The 22,694-nt window shown below is 43.0% G+C and carries 21 protein-coding genes and 3 pseudogenes; 18 read left to right on the forward strand and 6 right to left on the reverse strand.

What is annotated here, in order from left to right; all coding sequences use genetic code 11:
- Positions 1–14: 14 nt before the first annotated feature.
- A pseudogene (locus M1E93_RS18380) lies at positions 15–338 on the forward strand (RHS repeat-associated core domain-containing protein); the annotation flags it as partial.
- 343 nt (positions 339–681) lie between these two features.
- Positions 682–1,134, forward strand: coding sequence for a hypothetical protein (locus tag M1E93_RS18385; RefSeq protein ID WP_014657247.1), 453 nt, complete (start codon positions 682–684; stop codon positions 1,132–1,134).
- A gap of 223 nt (positions 1,135–1,357) precedes the next feature.
- On the opposite strand, the pseudogene M1E93_RS18390 reads toward M1E93_RS18385, so the two are convergent.
- Positions 1,358–2,349: pseudogene (locus tag M1E93_RS18390) on the reverse strand (IS3 family transposase); the annotation flags it as partial.
- A gap of 66 nt (positions 2,350–2,415) precedes the next feature.
- On the opposite strand from M1E93_RS18390, the gene M1E93_RS18395 reads away from it, so the two are divergent.
- Positions 2,416–3,435, forward strand: a complete 1,020-nt coding sequence (locus M1E93_RS18395; RefSeq protein WP_040132571.1) for an IS110 family transposase — start codon at positions 2,416–2,418, stop codon at positions 3,433–3,435.
- A gap of 219 nt (positions 3,436–3,654) precedes the next feature.
- On the opposite strand, the pseudogene M1E93_RS18400 reads toward M1E93_RS18395, so the two are convergent.
- Positions 3,655–3,771: pseudogene (locus M1E93_RS18400) on the reverse strand (transposase); the annotation flags it as partial.
- A gap of 299 nt (positions 3,772–4,070) precedes the next feature.
- On the opposite strand from M1E93_RS18400, the gene cytR reads away from it, so the two are divergent.
- From cytR to rraA, 6 genes are all read left to right on the forward strand, one after another.
- On the forward strand, positions 4,071–5,099 hold the full coding sequence (gene cytR / locus M1E93_RS18405) for a DNA-binding transcriptional regulator CytR (RefSeq protein WP_426207046.1): 1,029 nt from the start codon (positions 4,071–4,073) through the stop codon (positions 5,097–5,099).
- Positions 5,100–5,250: 151 nt separating this feature from the next.
- Positions 5,251–6,066, forward strand: coding sequence for a cell division protein FtsN (ftsN, locus tag M1E93_RS18410; RefSeq protein ID WP_284659603.1), 816 nt, complete (start codon positions 5,251–5,253; stop codon positions 6,064–6,066).
- Between the two features lie 154 nt (positions 6,067–6,220).
- Positions 6,221–6,751, forward strand: a complete 531-nt coding sequence (gene hslV / locus M1E93_RS18415; RefSeq protein WP_004924640.1) for an ATP-dependent protease subunit HslV — start codon at positions 6,221–6,223, stop codon at positions 6,749–6,751.
- Between the two features lie 10 nt (positions 6,752–6,761).
- Positions 6,762–8,096, forward strand: coding sequence for an HslU--HslV peptidase ATPase subunit (gene hslU, locus M1E93_RS18420; protein ID WP_014657242.1), 1,335 nt, complete (start codon positions 6,762–6,764; stop codon positions 8,094–8,096).
- A 225-nt stretch (positions 8,097–8,321) separates the two neighbouring features.
- Positions 8,322–9,242, forward strand: coding sequence for a 1,4-dihydroxy-2-naphthoate polyprenyltransferase (locus M1E93_RS18425; protein ID WP_004924644.1), 921 nt, complete (start codon positions 8,322–8,324; stop codon positions 9,240–9,242).
- Between the two features lie 110 nt (positions 9,243–9,352).
- Complete coding sequence (gene rraA / locus M1E93_RS18430) at positions 9,353–9,874, forward strand: ribonuclease E activity regulator RraA (RefSeq protein ID WP_014657241.1); 522 nt, start codon at positions 9,353–9,355, stop codon at positions 9,872–9,874.
- A gap of 347 nt (positions 9,875–10,221) precedes the next feature.
- Here the strand turns inward: rraA and zapB are convergent, their stop codons facing one another.
- Positions 10,222–10,461, reverse strand: coding sequence for a cell division protein ZapB (gene zapB / locus M1E93_RS18435; RefSeq protein ID WP_004924650.1), 240 nt, complete (start codon positions 10,459–10,461; stop codon positions 10,222–10,224).
- Between the two features lie 303 nt (positions 10,462–10,764).
- Between zapB and M1E93_RS18440 the strand changes: the two genes are divergently transcribed.
- Both M1E93_RS18440 and glpK read left to right on the forward strand, forming a co-directional pair.
- On the forward strand, positions 10,765–11,607 hold the full coding sequence (locus M1E93_RS18440; RefSeq protein WP_004924651.1) for an MIP/aquaporin family protein: 843 nt from the start codon (positions 10,765–10,767) through the stop codon (positions 11,605–11,607).
- A 24-nt stretch (positions 11,608–11,631) separates the two neighbouring features.
- Positions 11,632–13,158, forward strand: a complete 1,527-nt coding sequence (gene glpK / locus M1E93_RS18445; RefSeq protein WP_004924654.1) for a glycerol kinase GlpK — start codon at positions 11,632–11,634, stop codon at positions 13,156–13,158.
- 266 nt (positions 13,159–13,424) lie between these two features.
- Here the strand turns inward: glpK and M1E93_RS18450 are convergent, their stop codons facing one another.
- Positions 13,425–14,594 carry an RNA-guided endonuclease InsQ/TnpB family protein gene (locus tag M1E93_RS18450; RefSeq protein WP_004924658.1) on the reverse strand — a complete coding sequence of 390 codons (1,170 nt, stop codon included), beginning with the start codon at positions 14,592–14,594 and terminating at the stop codon, positions 13,425–13,427.
- A gap of 56 nt (positions 14,595–14,650) precedes the next feature.
- On the opposite strand from M1E93_RS18450, the gene tnpA reads away from it, so the two are divergent.
- The 3 genes from tnpA to M1E93_RS18465 all read left to right on the forward strand — a co-directional run bounded on the left by tnpA (position 14,651) and on the right by M1E93_RS18465 (position 16,780).
- Positions 14,651–15,076, forward strand: a complete 426-nt coding sequence (gene tnpA, locus M1E93_RS18455) for an IS200/IS605 family transposase (RefSeq protein ID WP_004924660.1) — start codon at positions 14,651–14,653, stop codon at positions 15,074–15,076.
- Between the two features lie 97 nt (positions 15,077–15,173).
- Positions 15,174–16,391 (forward strand): hypothetical protein, encoded by a 1,218-nt coding sequence (locus tag M1E93_RS18460; RefSeq protein WP_004924662.1) that lies wholly within the window; start codon positions 15,174–15,176, stop codon positions 16,389–16,391.
- 5 nt (positions 16,392–16,396) lie between these two features.
- Positions 16,397–16,780, forward strand: coding sequence for a hypothetical protein (locus M1E93_RS18465; protein WP_004924665.1), 384 nt, complete (start codon positions 16,397–16,399; stop codon positions 16,778–16,780).
- A gap of 38 nt (positions 16,781–16,818) precedes the next feature.
- On the opposite strand, the gene emrD is transcribed toward M1E93_RS18465, so the two are convergent.
- A complete protein-coding gene (emrD, locus tag M1E93_RS18470) occupies positions 16,819–18,003 on the reverse strand; it encodes a multidrug efflux MFS transporter EmrD (RefSeq protein WP_004924667.1) in 1,185 nt (394 codons plus the stop codon).
- A gap of 402 nt (positions 18,004–18,405) precedes the next feature.
- Here emrD and fpr point away from each other — a divergent pair, with 402 nt between their 5' ends.
- The gene (gene fpr / locus M1E93_RS18475; protein ID WP_040132576.1) at positions 18,406–19,152 is read left to right on the forward strand and encodes a ferredoxin--NADP(+) reductase; all 747 of its coding nucleotides are present in this window, start codon (positions 18,406–18,408) and stop codon (positions 19,150–19,152) included.
- A gap of 38 nt (positions 19,153–19,190) precedes the next feature.
- On the opposite strand, the gene M1E93_RS18480 is transcribed toward fpr, so the two are convergent.
- Positions 19,191–19,613 carry a DUF805 domain-containing protein gene (locus M1E93_RS18480; protein WP_014657237.1) on the reverse strand — a complete coding sequence of 141 codons (423 nt, stop codon included), beginning with the start codon at positions 19,611–19,613 and terminating at the stop codon, positions 19,191–19,193.
- A 53-nt stretch (positions 19,614–19,666) separates the two neighbouring features.
- Between M1E93_RS18480 and M1E93_RS18485 the strand changes: the two genes are divergently transcribed.
- From M1E93_RS18485 to M1E93_RS18495, 3 genes are all read left to right on the forward strand, one after another.
- Positions 19,667–20,281, forward strand: coding sequence for a DUF1454 family protein (locus M1E93_RS18485; RefSeq protein ID WP_040132577.1), 615 nt, complete (start codon positions 19,667–19,669; stop codon positions 20,279–20,281).
- 186 nt (positions 20,282–20,467) lie between these two features.
- Positions 20,468–21,238, forward strand: a complete 771-nt coding sequence (gene tpiA / locus M1E93_RS18490) for a triose-phosphate isomerase (RefSeq protein WP_040132578.1) — start codon at positions 20,468–20,470, stop codon at positions 21,236–21,238.
- 475 nt (positions 21,239–21,713) lie between these two features.
- Positions 21,714–22,661 carry an OmpG family monomeric porin gene (locus M1E93_RS18495; RefSeq protein WP_036942548.1) on the forward strand — a complete coding sequence of 316 codons (948 nt, stop codon included), beginning with the start codon at positions 21,714–21,716 and terminating at the stop codon, positions 22,659–22,661.
- Positions 22,662–22,694 lie beyond the last annotated feature (33 nt).

The raw sequence follows: 22,694 nt of genomic DNA on the forward strand, positions 1-22,694 counted from the left end.
CAAATCATCAAGAGATTTATTACACTCACAGCGGTCTGAATGGGTTACCGGAGGTGTTGAACAAATATAACGGAAATATTGTGTGGCAAGGGCTGCATCGCGTTTGGGGTAATTTACAGCGTCAGGCCCGCCCTACCGGTGAGTTTAACAGTGAACAAAACCTGCGTTTTCAAGGACAATATTTCGACAAAGAAACTGGCCTGCTCTATAATACCTTCAGGTACTACGCCCCGGATTTAGGCCGCTTTACCCAGCAAGACCCCATCGGGTTAGCGGGTGGATTGAATCTGTACCAGTATGCGCCGAATCCGCTGACATGGGTGGATCCGTGGGGGTTGCATGTTCAGCATGGAATCGATGTATTAGCTGAAGATTGATGGGTTCAAGGTGCTCACGCTCATATTGATAAAATAGCAATTGCAATTACATCAGGTAAGTATGGGAAAATAATTTATACCCTGTTTTTAGTAAAACAAATGTAGACACAATTGCTTGGAAAAAAACAGAAAAATCAGATCAATACCTAACAGAACCCAAAAATAAAGCTAAAGTAATAACTTATCTAGAGATATGCTAAAGTAAGATGGCCTACTAAAGCCGCAGAGTGGAGTCACTTACAAAAAGTATTGAATAATAATAGGTTAGTAAAAGGTGTAACAGAAAAAATCAAAGCTGTTAGAGATGAAAAAAATAATTGATATAATTGATATAATTAAATCCAAAGGTTTTTTTAACTCAATATATTTGGATGAGGATAGGAAGTACCTTTTGTCGCTTTGTCAAAAAGAGAGTTTTAAATCAGCAGAAATTTATACTATTAATATAAGTAATTTTTCTATTGAGTTATGTATAGCGAGACAAAAAAATAAAAGTTATGAAGCTATTAGTGTTTCTCAATGTACTGATAATGCTAATATTAATATGCATATAACGGATAATTTAGGAATAATGAATACCCCCCTAAATCAGTTTTTTCAGTTACAAGGTTCATCATTGCCAACATTTTCTGTTTGTTCTAAAGATGACATAGAGCAGATAGAATTACATTTTACTAATGGCTGTAAACTTATCTATGAAAACAAAAAGTCCGTACCTAACATTCTATTTAATTTCCTGTTTACAAATAATGGTTAGTTTTATAATCCTGATAAAGTTGACAGATGGTTTAAATTTTTAGCAGTATGCGCCGAATGGGGTAGGTTGTGTGGAACCATTGGGATTGAGTTGTAGTTTTTATGGTAAATCAAAGCGATGGCGAAATAATGAAACCGGACGTTATACAAAACGGCCAACGGATCCATATGAATTAGTTCATAATGACTAAGTAAAATATGGCAATGTTACTGTCCACTCCCCATTAATTAAGACACTTCAAATTAGAGATTTCTAACTGTTTACGGTATGTCTCCGGTGGGAGGTTATTTAAACTTTCGTGGGTTCGATTTAGATTGTAATCTTGCTGCCAAAACCACACCATCTCTCGTACTTGGCTTAATGATTCAAATAAATAGGCATTTAAAAATTCACGACGGAATGAGCCATTAAAACGTTCGATAAAGCCATTTTGTTGTGGTTTACCGGGTTGAATATGACATAGCTCAATCTGATTATTTGTACAATAATTCAATAGGTTGGTTGAAATAAGCTCAGGTCCATTATCCACGCGAATTTGTTTCGGCAATCCTCTATCGATTTTCAAACGTTCTAGTACTCTAATGACTCGTTCAGCAGGCAATGACGTATCAACTTCAATTGCCAGGCACTCACGTGTCCCCTCATCAATAATATTCAAGGTTCTGAAGCGTTTACCACAGTACAAACTGTCGTGTACAAAATCCAAAGCCCATTGAATATTCGGGACTTTTTCTATCACTAATGGTCTTTTTTCACGCTTAGGAAGCACCTTTTTAACCCGTCGTTTCAAGTTCAATCCTAATCGACAATAAACGCGATAAACTCGTTTATGATTAAAAGAATAGCCTTGAAATCGCAGCCGAAAATAGCATTTCCAAAATCCTGATTGTGGTGATTTCGCTAACACAGATTGTATGGCATCGATCACCACTTGATCTTTTTTACGCCAATCTAACGGTTGACGGTAAAAAGTAGCTCGGGGCAATGAAGTTAGTTTGCAAGCCTTACTGACTGATAAACCTGCCTCTTTTAATGATTGTGCACAGGACTTCTTTTCAGTCACTACCAACCCTTTTTTGCAAAAAGCTCCTTCATCGCATGATTTTCAAGGCTGACTTCCGCAAAGAGCTTTTTCAGTTTCGCATTTTCCTCCTCAAGCTCTTTTAATCGTTTAACATCATTAGCTTCCATGCCACCATATTTTGATTTCCAATTAATGGGATGGACTACCTCCTCCCTCTGAGGTTAACTGAATAAAATATACTCAGCAGGAGCATTATCATGAATGTTATCTATCTCGGTATTGATCTGGCTAAAAATGTTTTTCAGCTTTGTGGATTAAATCAGGCGGGTAAACCGGTTTATAAAAAACGCACTGATCGTAAAACGTTACTACAGACTATCGCGAATATTCCGGCCTGCCTGATTGGTGTGGAAGCCTCCACGGGAGCATTTTACTGGCAGCGTGAGTTCGAAAAACTGGGACATAAGGTAAAAGTGATCAGTCCCCAGTATGTAAAACCCTTTGTCCGCGGGCAAAAAAATGACGGTAATGATGCACAGGCTATCGCAATTGCTCTGATGCAGCCAACAATGCAGTTCGTACCACCCAAAAGCCCTGAACAGCAGGATATTCAGGCTCTGCACCGTGCAAGACAGCGTATTGTTAATCACCGCACTGCGACAGTTTGTCAAATCCGGGGACTGCTGCTTGATCGGGGAATAACAATCGGCTCGGCAGTCTCAAGAGTTCGTCGTGCTGTTCCGCTTATTCTTGAAGATGCTGAAAATGGTCTTAGCGTTAGAATGCGCAGGACGATTGCAGAACTTTATGATCTCTTTAACGATCTTGGTCGTCGCATAGGCTTTTTTGATAAAGAAATTGATGCTGTGTTCAGGCAATCAGAAGCCTGCCAGCGCATTGCCAAAGTTAAAGGCATTGGCCCTAAAACAGCAACAGCTGTTGTTGCCGCGATAGGCAAAGGAACTGAATTTAAAAATGGTCGTCACTTTGCCGCATGGCTTGGTCTGGTTCCACGACAGCACTCGAGTGGTGACAGGCAGGTACTGATGAATATGACGAAAAAAGGCGACAAGCATTTGCGAACCTTATTTATTCATGGAGCCAGGGCAGTCGTTAGAGTGGCTGCAAATAATAATGAGGGTTATTTAAATCAATGGGTTAATCAGCTAAAAGAGCGACGAGGATTTAACAAAACGACCGTTGCAGTCGCCAATAAAAATGCCAGAATTATTTGGTCAATTCTTCACAATGAAACCGAGTACAGACTGGCAGTGTAATAGCATACCTTTAAAAGTTGCAAAGTATTGAAAAATGGTCACAGGTTAAACCTGCACGATCGGAACCTGATTATTATATTGGCCTTCGTGGCCGTCCAGTTGTTGAGGCGATTGTGTGCGGATTACCCATTTGGGCACAGATATTTCTGATGCCGGATAGATGTAAGCAACAACCTAAAACCTGATTCAGTACTTGCAAAACGGAGGTAGTCCATAGATATAATAAGTCGCGTTACTGATCCCATTTTGGCGACAAATGTCTTCCACTTTCATCCCTGAATCAGCGAGCTTTAAAATATTAACGATTTGAGTTTCAGTAAAACGGGCTTTTTTCATCATGACCTCTGCAATTTTTAGGGCAGAAAATCTAATTATCGCTGTCTTATTTTAAGGGAAGCGGACAATAGCAAACTGCTCCACTTGATATTGCCCTTATGTTTCATATGGAAACTTTATGGTAACTATTTTCAATATTTGCGAAGTAGCTCTAAAAAATGACGCAAGTCACAGTTTTTATGTAAACTAGGTAACAGATATTATTGTTAAACCATTTAGAATAACTCGTTACTTGATGTGATGACGTCTTTACGCCATTCAAAAAAAGCAATCGATTAACTAAACGTAAGGAAGACGTTGTGGAACAGAAACAACACAGTGGTACTGCAACCATGAAAGATGTTGCTAATGCAGCGGGCGTATCAACGGCAACGGTCTCTAGAACATTAATGACACCTGAAAAAGTCTCTTTACAGACACGTCAGAAAGTAGAGCAAGCTGTGATGGATGTGGGCTACTATCCACATAACTTAGCAAGGAGCTACAAACGTAACGAATCAAAAACGATCTTGGCGATCGTTCCCGATATTAGTGATCCCTTTTTCAGTGATGTGATTTGTGGACTGGAAAAAGTTGCCGCGCAAGAAGGTTATTTTGTCTTGATTGGCGACTGCAAACATCAACAAAAACAAGAAAACGCCTTCATTAATCTGATTATTACGAAACAAATCGACGGGATGGTACTGTTAGGCTCGAATTTACCTTTCGATGTCTCTGCTGAAGAACAAAAAAATCTCCCCCCTATCGTGATGGCTAACGAGTTCTCTCCTGAACTTAAACTACCAACCGTACATATCGATAACCTAACATCTGCGTTTAATGCTACGCACTATTTACAGAAATTAGGTCATAAACGTATCGCTTGTATCGCGGGGCCTGAACATATGCCACACAGCCAGTATCGTTTAGAAGCGTATAAAAAAGCCATGCTGCGTACGGGTGAAAAATTACGCGAGCAATATATCGTTCGTGGTGATTTTACGCATGAAAGCGGTGCTGAGGCTGTCAAAACTTTACTTGCCCTACCTGAACCACCCACAGCGGTTTTTTGTCATAGTGATATCATGGCAATCGGTGCAATGTGGCAAGCAAAAAAATCAGGACTCATCCTTCCCGATGACCTATCTATTGTTGGGTTCGATAATCTAGAGCAGGCTCAGTATACATTGCCAGCCTTAACAACGATAAATCACCCTCGCGATGAAATTGGTCGCCATGCCATGTTATTACTGCTGGAACAACTACAAGGTAATAGTGTCACCCCTGGCTCTCGTCTCCTAGATTCTGATTTAATCATTAGAGAGAGTACAAAAGCGCCTAAAAGCTAGGCAAAGTCGTTCAGGTTAAGTAACATGTACCACCTAAATCATTCAAGCTGCAGTTTGTTGCTAAAACATCACCAACAATACTGCAACTTGAAATACGACGAGTATAAAACTGAATAATCACAGACACTCAATAACCTAGTGAATTAACAGCGTGGCACAAAAAGATTATGTAGCTCGCGGGCGGTCATCTGCCCGCCGTAAAACCAGTAAAGGCAAAGCCAAGAAAGCGCAAGGCCTACCGATGACAACATTAGTTGTTGCTGTCGGAATTGTTGTCTTGTTTGTGGGCGGCCTTTTCTATATCACTCAAAATAAGAAGGAATCCCCCCAAAGTACGGGAAGCCATTCATCATCAGTACCTGTCGATACTTTACCGCCTAAACCTGAAGAACGCTGGCGCTATATTAAAGAGCTAGAGCGTCGGGGTGTTGATACGCCAAACATTGAGCAGACGCAAAAGAGTACGGGTAGCAACATTATGCGCCCATCGGAGCTAACCCCTGAGCAGCGTCAACTACTAGAACAGATTGATTCGGATAGACGTGGCCCTGTGACGAATTTACCGGAAGTGCCTTATAATGGGCAGCCGGTTCCTCGTTCACAAGTGATCATTAAAGAACCAACTCAACCCGTCAATCCACCAGTACAACGTAAACCTGTCACCTCGACCGAGGCAAAAACAGAAAATCGCCCTGTACAATCAACGCAGCCTGCACCCGTTGAAAGCAATCCCGCGAATAATTTACAAAATATGCTGGTTCAATGTGGTTCTTTCCGTACCGCGGAACAAGCAGAGTCCGTTCGTGCTACACTCGCTTTTGCTGGCATAGAAAGCCGAGTCACTGTTGGCGGCGGCTGGCATCGTATCGTACTTGGCCCTTATTCCAAGTCAACGGCAGAAAAAATGCGCGATCGTGCAAGCGGTGTTGGTGTCTCAGGTTGTATTCTTCGTGCCTCTGGGGGTTGAAAAATACAATCCCCTCCCCCATGTACTGTTTTAACGTACTATCAAGAGCGGCTATTACAGCATTTTGCTTGCTTCAAGTTACCCGTTTAAGAAGGCTGGTAACTTGAAAAATTGATACCCGCATTTTTTTCGTCATAAAACCAGGGGCTAACTCATGACAACAATCGTAAGTGTTCGCCGTAATGGCCAGGTCGTAATTGGTGGAGATGGGCAGGCGACGATGGGTAACACCGTCATGAAAGGCAATGTCCGCAAAGTTCGTCGCTTATATAACGACAAAGTTATTGCCGGATTTGCCGGTGGCACTGCCGACGCATTTACTCTTTTTGAACTGTTTGAGCGCAAGCTTGAACTACACCAAGGCCATTTAACGAAGGCCGCTGTTGAGCTAGCAAAAGATTGGCGTACTGACCGTATGTTACGCAAACTTGAAGCTCTGCTAGCCGTAGCCGACGAACACACCTCTCTTATCATCACAGGTAACGGTGATGTCGTTCAGCCAGAAAATGATTTAATTGCTATAGGTTCAGGTGGCCCATATGCGCAAGCTGCGGCACGCGCACTACTTGAAAACACAGAATTAAGTGCTCGTGAAATCGCTGAAAAAGCACTTTCTATTGCCGGCGATATCTGTATCTATACCAACCACAATGTCAACTTTGAAGAAATTTCTTCAAAATCATAAGGATTACAGTATGTCCGAAATGACTCCACGCGAAATAGTTAGCGAACTCGATAATTATATTATTGGTCAAAACAAAGCTAAACGCTCTGTTGCAATTGCCCTACGTAACCGCTGGCGCCGTATGCAGCTGAATGAAACGTTACGTCACGAAGTCACACCAAAAAATATTTTAATGATTGGTCCAACGGGTGTCGGTAAGACTGAAATTGCTCGCCGCCTTGCAAAACTCGCTAACGCGCCATTCATCAAAGTTGAAGCGACAAAATTTACAGAAGTGGGTTATGTCGGTAAAGAAGTTGACTCTATCATTCGCGACTTAGCTGATTCTGCTGTCAAAATGGTCCGTCAACAATCCATTGAGAAAAACCGTTACCGTGCTGAAGAACTAGCTGAAGAACGTATTCTTGATGTTCTGATCCCACCTGCAAAAAATAATTGGGGTCAATCCGAGCCTGTTGATGAACAATCACCTGCTCGCCAATCTTTCCGTAAGAAATTACGTGAAGGTCAATTAGACGACAAAGAAATCGAAATTGAAGTCGCTGCGGCACCAATGGGTGTTGAGATCATGGCTCCTCCTGGCATGGAAGAGATGACTAATCAGCTACAATCTATGTTCCAAAATCTTGCGGGCCAAAAACAAAAAGCACGTAAGATGAAGATCAAAGAAGCGTTTAAACTGCTAGTGGAAGAAGAAGCCGCTAAGCTGGTCAACCCTGAAGAGCTGAAAGAGCAAGCTATCGAAGCGGTTGAACAGCACGGTATCGTCTTTATCGACGAATTCGACAAAATTTGTAAGCGCGGTGGTCAAACCTCTGGCCCTGACGTTTCTCGTGAAGGCGTACAGCGTGACCTGCTGCCACTGATCGAAGGTTGTACCGTTTCGACTAAGCATGGCATGGTCAAAACCGACCATATCCTCTTTATCGCATCGGGTGCATTCCAAGTTTCTAGCCCATCAGACTTGATCCCTGAATTACAAGGCCGTTTGCCAATTCGTGTTGAGCTACAAGCGCTGACAACAGAAGACTTTGTGCGTATCCTCACTGAGCCAAGTGCCTCTTTAACTGAGCAGTACAAAGCTTTGATGGCAACAGAAGGTGTGACGATTGAGTTTACTGACGATGGCATTCGCCGTATTGCGGAAGCGGCATGGCAAGTCAATGAATCAACTGAAAACATCGGTGCACGCCGCTTACATACCGTGTTAGAACGCTTGATGGAAGATATTTCCTATGATGCTAGCGAACGTAACGGCCAAACCATTCAAATCGATGCCGAGTATGTCAGACAGCACCTTGATGAACTGGTTGCAGATGAAGATCTAAGCAGATTTATTTTATAAGCTTATTAATTATCAGGTTTTCATGTATCCTTAAGATACGTCTAATAAAGTACAACGGTGACCCATCGTTGTACTTTATAATTTTACGTTAGACGGTAAATATTTAGCCTGTCGCGCAGCCATTACATCGCTTTCCATATGCACGTTTTCATGGACAAGCCGTATACGGTTTTTCACGCGAGGGCTTTTAATGTATTGTACACAACAAACCTGTGAAATTATTGAATGAGCTCATCTACTTCTATTAGCCGTAAGCAGGCTTGGCTAGAAAGTTTACGTCCTAAGACCTTACCATTAGGAGTCATAGCCATTATTACTGGCTCCGCACTGACCTATTTAACGGGTAATTTTAAATGGCCTGTTGCCCTATTAGCCATTATTACCGCAGGCTTACTGCAAATACTCTCTAATCTTGCAAATGACTATGGTGATGCCGTAAAAGGCTCAGATACCGCTGAACGTATTGGCCCTTTGCGTGGTATGCAAAAAGGGGTGATTACCCAAGCAGACATGAAAAAAGCATTAAAAATTAATATTATTGCTGCCTGTATTTCAGGCTTGCTGCTGGTTGTTGTCGCTTGTGAAAAACCTGAAGATGCCATTGGCTTTTTAGTGTTAGGCTTAATCGCGATTGTCGCCGCTATCACCTATACCGTCGGGAAAAAACCTTATGGCTACTTAGGGTTAGGTGATATATCCGTCCTAATTTTCTTTGGCTGGCTGAGTGTGATGGGGACTTATTACCTACAAGCCAATACACTGAACATGATCACCTTTTTACCTGCTACGGCCTGTGGTTTACTCTCCGTTGCCGTACTGAATATTAATAATATGCGCGATATCGAAAATGACGTAAAAGCAGGTAAGAATACCCTTGCTGTGCGTTTAGGCCCATCAGGCGCGCGAATCTATCATGCTATTATTATTATTGTTGCTATACTCTGCTTAGCTTTCTTTAACTTACTTTATCTTCGTGGCTGGACGGGGTGGTTGTTCTTGCTTGCCGTTCCCATGTTAATGAACCATGTGCGTCGCGTACTCAGTGATCCAACCCCTGAAGGGATGCGCCCAATGTTAGAAAACATGGTAAAAGCCGCACTATTCACTAACGTTCTCTTTTCTATCGGTGTAATATTGAGTAAGTAATTGCTTATTTTTTGACTTAGCCCCCTTGTTTTTGGGAGGTGGATTTTGCCAATCACCTCTCAAAAGGGATATACTTTATCTTTCTTGCAGCAAATAAAGACCTATACACTATGAAATATGATACTTCCGAACTCTGTGATATCTACCAAGAAAGCGTCAATGTGGTAGAGCCTCTCTTTTCCAACTTTGGTGGACGTACTTCATTTGGCGGTCAAATCATTACGGTCAAGTGCTTTGAAGACAATGGCCTACTATATGATTTGCTGGAAGAAGACGGTCATGGTCGTATTCTCCTTGTCGATGGCGGCGGCTCTGTACGCAAAGCCCTCATTGATGCGGAACTTGCTCGCTTAGCCGTTGATAACCACTGGGAAGGTATTGTGGTTTATGGCGCTGTACGCCAAGTAGACGCATTGATGGAGTTAGATCTGGGTATTCAAGCAATTGCCGCCATACCAGCAGGCTGCCCAGATGAAGGTATTGGCGAAAGCGATATTCGCGTCAATTTTGGCGGCGTTACCTTCTTCTCGGGTGACTATCTCTATGCAGATAACACAGGCATCATCTTATCAGAAGAACCACTTTCAACTCAGGATGGTAGCGAGTTTGAAGTACTAGACGACGACCTCTAATCATCAATCGCATGATCATACGGTTTCAAAAAAGAAGGGCTGATAATGATATCAGCCCTTCTTTTTATGGTTCTGTGGTACAAAGTACAATTTGGCTATTCCCCTATCACAGGGGATAGCAACGTAAAAATCCTAACGACTCATGCCAAGCTATTTCAACTTTTGATATCAATAGATAACCTACAATCATCAGCAACAGCTATAACTTATTGACCCTATGTACCCCTAGATAATTCGTGTTGCTGCTCGTCAGCGGTCATAGGTTATCGCGATGAGCATACATAAGTATGCCATTCAGGTAACCAAAAGAAGCCAACAACGCTGCTGCGCGAAATATAACCGGTATTTTAGACTTCTTCCATTTTACCCAGCAAACCACGCAGACGCTCTTGCCACGATTGTTGCTCTTGTTTCAGTTGTTCGTTTTCACGTACCAGTGATTCGGTGCCCGATTTCGCATTATCCAGTTCTTGAACAAGCGCACTATTTTTATCTTTTAGCTCATCGATTTCCATTTGTAACAGTGTGATGGTATCAATCGCTTGTTGGACTTTTGCTTCTAGTTTCTCAAATACTTCAAATGACATTCTTCTGACCTCCCATGTAAGCTTTAATATCGATTGTAAGTAGCATGATCCTCTGTGTCTAGTGGCTTGACTCTGATTCCCCAAATCCCTTATTTTAAAACACTGGTCTGATCACATCGTAAAGGTCGATTGCGTCACTATTTTTGGTCGTTTTCTTTCGTTTTGGTGATGTAACACACATATTTCAATTTCGATATTTCTCGTTTGCGCTCATTAACGATAAATTTACACTATAGGTTTTCACTTTGAAGATCTTAACCTGAAAAACATTACAATAATTTTAATTTTCGTAGGATAGAAGATATGAGCCAAACGACCACGACTACACTTACCGGTCAGTGCATCTCAGAATTTTTAGGTACTGCACTCATCGTATTCTTTGGTTTAGGCTGTGTTGCAGCAGTCCGAATCGCCGGAGCACAACTTGGCCTCTGGGAAATCAGTATCATATGGGGCTTTGGTGTTGCACTCGCTGTATACTTAACCGCTGGCATCTCTGGGGCTCACCTTAACCCTGCCGTAACCATTGCACTTTGGTTATTTGCTAGCTTCGAAAGACATAAAGTCGCACCTTACATCGTTGCACAAATGTTAGGAGGTTTCTTCGCTGCCGCCTTAGTTTATGCGATGTACTCACCTGTATTCATTGATTACGACCAAGTTCACCACATTATTCGTGGCACACAAGAAAGCCTCTTTACTGCTGGTGTATTCTCTACTTACCCAGCCCCACAAATTAGCGAAATGCACGCCTTCTTTATTGAGGTGGTTATCGCTGCCATCCTCCTGTGCCTAATTTTGGCTTTAACCGATGATGGTAACGGTATTCCACGTGGGCCTCTAGCACCGCTATTAATTGGTATTCTGATTGCCGTTATTGGTGGTTCATTCGGCCCACTAACAGGTTTCGCCTTAAACCCTGCTCGTGATTTCGGACCAAAAGTTGTTGCTTATCTCGCAGGCTGGGGGGATATTGCCCTGACAGGTGGACGTGAAATTCCTTATTTCTTAGTACCATTGATTGCTCCTATCGTTGGCGCTCTGATTGGTGCATTCGGTTACCGCATGCTGATCACTCGTCACTTACCAGGTTTCGTGCATACGAAAAAAGACGAGCCATCAAAAACATCTAGTAAAAACGCTTAATCATCACCGGAACAGGTTTAAATTATGACAACAGAAACAAATATCGAGAAAAAATATATTGTCGCTCTTGATCAGGGAACAACCAGTTCGCGGGCCGTTGTACTCGATCACGACGCCAATATCATCAGTATTTCACAGCGTGAGTTCACTCAAATCTATCCTAAGCCAGGCTGGGTAGAACATGACCCAATGGAAATTTGGGCAACACAAAGCTCAACGCTTATCGAAGTATTGGCAAAAGCAGATATTCGTACCGATGAAGTTGCAGGTATCGGGATCACTAACCAACGTGAAACCACCATTGTTTGGGAAAAAGCAACAGGTAAGCCAATTTATAATGCGATTGTTTGGCAGTGCCGTCGTACTGCGGATTTCTGTACTCATCTCAAGCAGAATGATAAAGAGCTAGAAGAGTATATTCGCCAAAATACTGGCCTCGTTGTTGACCCCTATTTCTCTGGTACTAAAGTGAAATGGATTTTAGACCATGTTGAAGGTGCTCGCGAACGCGCTGAAAAAGGGGAATTACTATTCGGTACAGTAGATACATGGCTCGTATGGAAAATGACCCAAGGCCGTGTTCATGTAACCGACTACACGAACGCTTCTCGTACCATGATGTTTAATATCCGCAATCTGGAATGGGATGATAAGATCCTTAAAGCGTTGAATATTCCGCGTGCAATGCTGCCAGAAGTTCGCCCATCGTCTGAAGTTTATGGCCAAACTAACATTGGTGGTAAAGGCGGTACTCGTATTCCTATCTCTGGTATTGCAGGTGACCAACAAGCCGCACTCTATGGCCAGTTATGTGTGAAAGAAGGCATGGCAAAAAATACCTATGGTACAGGTTGCTTCTTGCTAATGAACACAGGTGAAACAGCGGTTCGTTCAAACCATGGCCTGCTGACAACTATTGCGTGTGGCCCAAGAGGCGAAGTGAACTATGCCCTTGAAGGTGCGGTATTCGTTGGCGGCGCATCTATTCAATGGCTACGTGATGAGCTGAAACTGATTGATGAATCCACCGACTCTGAATATTTCGCAACAAAAGTGAAAGACAGCAATGGCGTCTATGTGGTGCCAGCCTTCACCGGTTTAGGCGCACCATACTGGGATCCGTATGCGCGTGGTGCTATTTTCGGCCTAACACGTGGTGCTAACCGTAACCATATTATCCGTGCAACACTGGAATCTATTGCTTATCAAACTCGCGATGTGCTAGATGCGATGCAAGCCGATGCGGAAACGCGCCTTGCAGCACTCCGTGTAGATGGTGGTGCGGTTGCGAACAACTTCTTAATGCAGTTCCAAGCAGATATTTTAGGAACGTCTGTGGAACGCCCAGAAGTTCGCGAAAGCACGGCTTTAGGTGCAGCTTACCTTGCAGGCCTTGCGGTTGGTTTCTGGAAAAGCCTCGACGAGCTACAAAGCAAAGCAACAATTGAGCGTGTGTTCAAGCCAGGTATTGAAACAACCGAACGTAACTATAAATACGGTGGTTGGAAAAAAGCCGTGGCTCGCGCACAAGAGTGGGAAGACCGCGCGTAATCCCTCTTCACTCCTGATATAGATCCATAAGGCAGCACCTTACCGTGTTGCCTTATTTATTTCATATCATAGCTAATTAATTATTTATTAAATAGTTAGCTCATTAGTGTACAAATAATAAATTAGACATTCTCTATGCCTCATTGAAAAATGCAGAAATCCTAAATGGGATTAATGATATTTTTTAAGATGATGGAGAACGGCGATGGATAGCCAGAACAAATATGTGACTGCTCCCCGCCCTGTCGGGCGAGGCTTCCCACTTCTTAGGCCGCAACCGTCTGTGTGACGGATTTACGCTGGCCTCCATGGGCAGAAACGACGAGTCCCGCCGCTTGTAATTCCAGTATGCCCTTGCGTTCGATGTTGATCGCCGCATTGATATCACGGTCATGTTCAACTCCACACTCTGGACACTGCCATATGCGCTTATGTAATGGCATTTCCGGCATCTTGTGACCGCAACAATGGCAGGTTTTCGAACTGGCGAACCATTGATCCAGTTTCACCAGATGCACGCCTTTCTCTGCGGCTTTGTATTCCAGTTTTGTGATGAATCCAGACCATCCCGCATCGCCTATCGCACGCGCCAGATGGTGGTTTTTCATCATATTTGCCGCTTTCAGCGTCTCGACAATTACCGCTTGGTTTTCGTCAACAATTGCACGAGATAACTTGTGCTGAAAATCGGCACGGGCATTGGCTACCCGTTCGTGAACGGATGCAAGTTGTATTCTGGCTTTGCGTCTGTTTGCGCTCCCTTTTTTCTTCCGGGAGAGGGCTTTCTGCTTCCGGCGCAGGTTGTGGCTGGCGTTGATAAGGTGGCGTGGATTAGCAATTTTATTACCGTCGGATTTGATGGCAAAATGCGTCAGCCCCATATCCAGCCCCGTCACGTTTGATATCAGTGCCGGCTTCTCTGGCGCTTCCATTCCGTCGTCACAGAGTAGCGAGGCGTAGTATTTCCCAGTTGTGCTGCGGCTCAGGGTGATACTTTTCAGCATTCCCGTAATTTCACGATGTAAACGCGCTTCAATTGGTGCAATTTTAGGGATTTTTATCGCGCCATCAAGGACTTTGATTCCAACACAATGATAGCTGGATTGTTTACCATGCTTACTTTTAAACGTCGGGAAACGAGCTTTCAGTTTCGGATTGAAAAAGTTGGAAAAAGCCACGTCGAGATTAATCACCGCCTGCTGTAACGCTATGGAATCATACTCTTTAAGCCATGCGTATTTACGGGATTTCTTCGCCACTGCAAGCAGTGGCTTGAGGTCTTTACGCGGGTTTAAATTTACGCCGTGCCGCTGGTAAGCCTGTTTTTTAATGTGAAGAGATTTGTTGTACGCGAAACGAACCGCCCCAAACTGAGCATTGAGGTATTCAGCCTGTTCTGGTGTCGGGTAGATGCGTACTTTTGTTGCTCTTAACATAATCAGTGCTCATTGATATAATGTTTTTATTTTAACATGTTAGGTGAATATATCAATTGAGTAATCATGATGATTTACTGGCGGGATTCCTCCGAAAGCGGCACAGTGTCAGTAAACTGGTCGTGCATCTGATCTTTACGACGAAGTACCGACGTAAGCTATTTGACGGACTGATGATCGCTCAACTGCGTGAGGCTTTTGGCTCCGCTGCGGCAAAACTTGAATGCGAAATTATTGAGATGGACGGAGAGCCTGACCATGTGCATCTGCTGGTTGCTTACCCGCCAAAACTGGCGGTCAGTGTGATGGTAAACAATCTGAAATCAGTATCGTCGCGCCTGCTGCGCCAGCAAAACACACATTTACGGATGCAAAGTAAAACGGGGCTTTTGTGGTCGAGATCATACTTTGTCTGTAGCACCGGAGGGGCAACAATTGAAACGCTCAGAGCCTACGTTCAGAGTCAGTCAACGCCTGATTGATCTTTAAAGCCCTGCGGACTTTTCGCCTTATATCCCCGCCCGCATTGGGCGAGGGTTTACGGCGGATTTTGCTAATTTTTATGCCTCTACATTGACCATGCCGCAATACGATAAAAGAAACCCGTTCTTTGATCCTGCTAACTTGCAAATTGCATGGACCTACCAACAAAGTGATTGGATAAAAAAGGCTAATGGTACGCACCATGAGTTATATTATACGGCGATACAACCATCGATTTACGGTTCATTGCTGGGAATGGCGTCACCACTTTTTGGTGGCGGGATCGCCCAATCAGATGTGTTATGGCATGAAATATTTGGGCATGGCTTAGGATTATCGCATACGAATCACCCATATTATCCATTTTCCAAACAGAGTAATGGCCCTGAAATTGCTTATGACCAAGCACGTAGCGCCTATATTACCTATCGTTATACTCACCCCGAAAATAGAAGCACTCAAGAGATCCGGCCTGCCATGTACCCAACGGCGGGGGAAAACAATAAGGCACCCTATGATGCATTTATTCCCCATTCATCTCACTACAACCAGAAAATTCAGCGGTTTTTATCACGGCCAATACCAACATCGAACAGACAGCAAAACCACCCTGTTTATTGGGTCAGTGGTTCGATAGTTACCTTACCCGATGGTAATAACCATCCTTATAGCCACCTTAATATTCAGCGTACTCTTGGGGATCTCCCTATCGTGGCACAACGAGACAAATTGCGTGATATACCCCATGTGTACTTATTAGTTGCCACTTATGCAACCCAAAATGGACTCATGACGACAGATAGCTGCCCGATTGAAGATATTAAATCCATTAGCTTAAATATGGCTGATCATGGCGAATTAGTGAAAATTCAAATAATGAAAGCCGATAATCAACAGCCGATTTACACCTATGCCAATCAGCCATTACAATATGTCACTCTCGATAATTACTGGTGTGGTAGCCCGCTGTTCTGGTCTGCTACCGATCCCCATTTAATCGACTTTTCAACGGGTCGGGTCAACAATCAAAGGATAACCCCAAATAGCGCTCTGTGTGCTACTTGGATTAGCGATGGACAACGCCACCAACAATACTTCTCTTTGAGTGACCCTTGGGGTAAGAATGGGCAAATCAATACAAAGCAACCTTTTCTCCCCATCAACCACTTAACCTTGCAGGCTGACAGGCGAACAACACCCTTGGCGCATTACAATATCGAAGCGAATGCCCACTGCTTGCCGATGTTTACATTAATCAAACTGTTGATATCACAACGCTACAACTCCCTAAAGAGCAACAGCATTATTGGGTAACCTTATTGGTCGAAGATCCATCAGGTGATATTCGTGAACAAACCCCATTAGCGCCGTGGCAGATCACTCGCCAAGGGGAGCTATTGTCGATTATTGGTACCACCGACAGCACACCAAACCTGAAAATAACGGCAATCCGAATTTATCTCGACAAACACCTGCAAGATGACACGCCCCCAAGTACGGTGACATTGACGCGAAACCACACCGCCACCATCACCGAAAATACACGCTTTTTGGATTATAACCAGCCAGTGATATTCAATCACATAGAGCAGCAACCGGAGCTAATCGCCATGATGGAGAAAACAGCAAATCAAACGATGGCAATAAATGAAGGGAGATTACCGAGCACGCCAAGGGTCATTTCAGCGCCCCTTACCGTATAAAACTAAGCAGGCGATGAGTGATCGCCTGCTATCACTGATTAAATCGTATGCTCTGTTCGATTCAAACGATGAGCCAACGGTAGCCAGCACAATAGCACTAACATAGACATCAGCAGCATCAATAAGCCCAAACTAAACTGCCCATTTTGCGGCAACAGTGCGGAAACCCATGTTGCCACCCCTGAACCCACATTTTGCATACCGCCGACTAATGCCCCAGCGGCTCCGGCCAAATAAGGGAAAGGCTCCATTGCCCCTGTTGTTGCTAAAGGGAATAGCATGCCCGCGCCGAAGAAAAACACCGAGGCGGGCACCAATAGCGTCCAGATATTCATCACTCCAAACCAGCCGGGGATCCACATTAGCAGCCCTGCAATCAAGCAGCAGATCACGGACTGCCACATTAAATGGTAAAAACTTTTACCTTCTCGCCCTGCATACCAAGCGCCAAAAAATGCGGCAGGAATAGGAATAATAAATAAGATACTGACAGTAATACTATTCAAACCAAGTACACCGCCCATCAAAACACCGCTACTGGCTTCGAAAACCGCAATACCCGCCAGCGCACCGATCAACATAATTAAATAAGAAACAAAGGAGCCACTCGACAGTAACTGGTGATAAGAACTCAACATTCTGCGTTTTTCTGAAGACTCAGGGCGTGTTTCAGGTAGCCAGCGATACATGCTCACCAGCACAAAAGCGCCAAGAATAAACAAAAAGATATAACAGGCATGCCAACTCCAAAAATGAGCAAGCAATCCACCAAACATAGGCGCGAGCAGTGGGCTAACTAATACGCCCATGTTTAATAAGCTATTTGCATAGCGCAATGAGGTTCCTTTGTAGAGATCACGAGGCATCGTACGCACCATGACCCCAGCCACCCCTGTACCCAGCCCTTGCAAGCCACTGGCGAGCACTAAAATATCCAGCGTTGGGGCAAAAAGTGCCAGCGTTGTCGCGAGTAAAAAGATGCTCATCCCAACTAAAATAACCGGACGGCGGCCAACTTGGTCAGATAACGGTCCATATATCAGTTGAGAGAAACCATAAGTAAACAAGTAAGCCGCCATGACTCGCTGCACTGAGCCAGACGGTTCACCAAAGTACACAGCGATGTCTGCAATAACAGGTACATAGACAGTCTGTGTCATTTGCCCTACCGCTGCTAGGGCGATCAGCAAGATCAGTAAATTAAAATGTTCCAGTTTTCTCATTTTCTTCTCAAAACCAATTTATCAACCTGAATGCACAGCCTAGCCATGTTATTCAATACAAATAACATGAAGGTTTAATTTCAGAGTGAAACCACAAAGAGTTATTGATTGTTTTCTTTGATAAAACGGTTAATCGGCAGTACATCATGCTCATGTCACCGTTGCGTGACTAAGATAACAAAACTAATTTTTTTTTCGAGGTAGGACAGCATTTTAATTAATGGTGCAATGTCAGCGATATTCGCCGGATATGGCAATAAAACTGTACATTAAATTTGTTTGTGATCTCTTAAAAAGAATAATTCACTAGAACACATTATCGATAAGCGCAAATAGTAAACTGATTTAGTATGAAACTCTGATAAGCAGCAAAGTTAGAAAAAAATCCAGAGGTGAATATTTATGGCTAATTGGGTTACCGGAACCGTTATTGAAGCAAAATTTTGGACAGATTCTTTATTCAGCCTAGTGATCAACGCCCCTATCAAACCTTTTATCGCCGGCCAATTTGCAAAACTTGCTCTCGAAATTGAAGGTGAACGAGTGCAACGTGCTTACTCTTACGTTAACGCCCCGAGTGACGATCGCCTTGAATTCTACTTTGTGGTTGTACCAAATGGTAAACTTAGCCCTAAACTGGCTCAATTACGCCCTGGAGATACCTTACAAGTTACGGATGAAGCGTCAGGCTTCTTTGTATTAGACGAAATTCCCAACTGCCAAAACCTTTGGATGCTATCCACTGGCACCGCGATAGGCCCTTTTCTATCGATATTACAAGAAGGCAAAGACCTTGAACGATTTGAAAAAATCGTACTTTTGCACGCGGTTCGCTACCAGAAAGATCTCAGCTATCTCCCCTTAATGGAGCAATTAGCCAAACGCTACCCAGAAAAGCTGCATTTAGTTACCGTTGTTAGCCGTGAACATTGCGACGATGCGTTATATGGACGTGTGCCAGCATTGATTGAAAACAATACGCTCGAAGAAGCCACTGGCGTTTCGCTTGATGCCACCAGCAGCCATGTGATGTTATGTGGTAACCCTGAAATGGTCAGAGATACTCGCGAGCTATTGGTAAAAACCCGAGGAATGAGCAAACACCTACGCCGTAAACCGGGTCATATCAGCAGTGAACAATATTGGTAACCATTTTAATCCCCCCTCTTTCACCCGTAGAGAGGGGGTCAAGACAGGTAATCAACAGATTGTGTTTTTTCACCATACTGATTTTCAGAATCCATCCCTACAAAAACACCACAGTCTAGTAACATAATCATAGCGATTAACAGCGGTAAAAAGCGCCCAATTCCCCACTGCCAAACAGGGGCTAATTGGCTAACATCCATTGAAAATAGGGCGAAAGCGAGGATCACCAGTGCAAACCAGCCACCGGGTTTCCCTCTGTCATGCAAACGCTTAGTAAATATTGCAGCTAGCGGATAAAGCAATAAAACCAGTAATACAATCACAACCGTTTCAGGTAATGCAAATGCATTTTGCAGTAACACAATGATTGTCATTAAAATAAAATACGATGCGATACCTGCCCAAAATGGTCGACGACCAATACGACCTTTGAAGGAGAAAGCCCATTGTTGTAATGTCATTACACCGGATCCTGATACAATATTAAAAACCATAAAATGAGTGGCAAAAACAAATGAAACAACACGCACTCCATTCAATTCACGTCATGATAACCGTTTTTGTACTTGGTTTGCCACAAATGACATTTGCGCAAAAAGTACCCACGCTACCGAATAGTGATTTTGAAGTCGCTTATTTAGCGCCGGATGCGCCTTCGTTTGACCTTACCATCCCACAGTTTCGTAACCAATTTAATCAAACAAACCCCAATTTACCACTACATGAATATAAAGTGATTGCAAGCCAAGACATTTCAGCTCCCTATATACGAGCGGCTTCTCGGATCAATGCCAATATCTATTCATCCGCCGTATTGGAGCGTGGAAGCGAGAAAATTAAAAGCTTACAGATCACGCTACTGCCAACCCGCGATAACAATGAGGCTCAAGCCAATCGACAATTGATGGAACGCTATGCGGTGGCTGTTATTCAACAATTTGATCCAACCGTTGCAATAGATAAAACCCCTGAATTGACAAAAGCACTAAAGGCATTCATCGCGAATAAAGAGCCAACCTATGCAGACGAAGTACGTTTAGGTGCACTGCGCTACATTTTAGTAAAAAGTGAAAATAATGTGCTTACTTTTGCTATTGAACCGATTAAGCTAAAGACAGAAGCACCTTAAACGGATAATGATCACAGCAATCGTCATCAGCGTGATAAAAAGCAAAGCTATTGTTATGTATTCTCTTTATACTTAACACCTAAATTTTTAAGGTCCATAACAGAAAAATTTTTCTCGTTGCACCCCGTGTTACACAGCAGCGAGTCACTTATTGATAAATCAAACTCTCTGGTTGGAGGAAACAACATGCGACATCCATTGGTAATGGGTAACTGGAAACTGAACGGCAGCACTCACATGGTTAATGACCTGATTGCTGGCCTACGCAACGAGCTGAGCAGTGTTGATGGCTGTGACGTGGCAATTGCGCCACCGGCTATTTATCTGACTCAAGCAAAACATGCGCTTGCAGGTAGCCGTATCGCCCTAGGTGCACAGAACGTTGACGTCAATCTTTCCGGCGCATTTACTGGTGAAACATCTGCCGAAATGCTCAAAGATATCGGCGCAAAATACATTATTATCGGTCACTCAGAGCGTCGCACCTACCACAAAGAAAGCGATGAGTTTATTGCTAAAAAATTTGCTGTACTGAAAGAGCAAGGCTTGGTTCCTGTTCTTTGTATCGGTGAAAGCGAAGCAGAAAATGAAGCAGGTAAAACAGAAGAAGTGTGCGCTCGCCAAATCGACGCTGTACTCAATACACTAGGCGCCCAAGCATTCCAAGATGCGGTCATCGCTTATGAACCAATTTGGGCTATCGGTACAGGTAAATCAGCGACGCCAGCTCAGGCTCAAGCTGTTCATAAATTTATCCGTGACCATATTGCGAAAAAAGATGCTGCGGTTGCTGCGCAAGTCATCATCCAATACGGTGGTTCAGTCAATGCAGGCAATGCAGCAGAGCTATTCACTCAACCGGATATCGATGGTGCACTTGTTGGTGGCGCATCACTTAAAGCAGATGCGTTTGCTGTTATCGTTAAAGCAGCCGCTGAAGCTAAAAAAGCCAAATAATTTATATTTCATTGATAATAACCGCTAATATTTATTGGCGGTTTTTTTATTTAATGCCATAATTAAAAACATAATCCCCCTATTAAGGAATAATAAATAATTATATTTGAAACGATTATATTAACTTAATGCGATCACAAAAACAGAAATTCCTTAATGCAAATTATTCTTTCAATATTTTATTTATTCCCAATAGAAAAAAACTTCAAATCATCAATATAAAAAACCACACATCTCACTAATAAACTTGATTATTCCTGTTATACCTCCGTTTGAGAATACTGGACACCTCTTATCTCCCAACATTATATTGGCCTCGTTTGTGATTATTGTTTTATCTATTTATCTTTATGAGAAAGATATTTAAATAAATAGATTAATCATCTCATTAATATCAACAAACAATGGTCGCCACCTATTTAAGAAATATTGTCATCGGCGTTTATAAAATAAAACATTCGCTATAAGGATGATTATGGAATATTTAAAAGGTTTAATTCTAAGCACTGCAATAATACTACCTGCAACTGCGGTATCTCAAACAAATAATGATTATTGGCATGTTGATACTGATGTTTATATGGAACTTGAAGAGTACCGCGGTCAACGGGATAGTTTTGATAACAAAGTTTTCGATAAAACCAGTATGGTCGGTAAACTTAGCCTCACTAACCCATCTTCACTTTGGAGCTTCCATTTAGAACATCGAGAATCCTTACGCAACTATGGGCGTAATTTTTCAACGTCTCGTGATTCCTATATTCGCAATCGAACTCAAATTGGGGCCACACGCCAACTTTATCGTAGTACAGACGCCGTATTGAGCCTAAACGGCACCTACCGTAAAGAGTCCAATGATTCTGCACCCAACACCCTATCACGCTCATCCAACAGCTTATATTGGTTAATGCCGGCAGGTAGCTTTGCTTTTAATAAGAAATGGTCATTCGATTTCTGGGATGCTTTTTACTATTACAGTAACTTTTTAAAGTCAAACAACTATGAATGGGAAGCTGAACATGGTGTCACCTATAAATACTCTGACACGATTACGGCAAAACTGACGTTATACAGTGATAGAGTTTGGGATAAAGATTTCAAGAACATTTTCTCGCAAGATCAGATCAGGGTGTACCTACCCATTAAGCTGAGTGATCAATGGGAAATTTCCCCCTATTTCCGCTACTTCCTGAATGAAAGCAGTTATGATCAGCGCAAACACTTAACTCAGAAAGTAAAAAATGGTTATCGTATTGGTACGCAGGTAGCCTACAAGCTAACGCCAAAACTGACTTTATGGGGGGGTGCTGCTATTGAACCCACACAGTGGAAGTACCCAAAAGACGATGATATGACTTCTGGAACCAATAACAGGCAAACCTTTTATTTAGGACAGATTGGCTTCAAATATAGCTGGCAGTGATAAAACAGCGTACCACCTTCTTATTTTATAACT

Origin of the sequence: Providencia sp. PROV272, from assembly GCF_049901975.1 — a bacterium.
In the GTDB taxonomy this organism is placed as follows: Bacteria; Pseudomonadota; Gammaproteobacteria; order Enterobacterales; family Enterobacteriaceae; genus Providencia; species Providencia stuartii.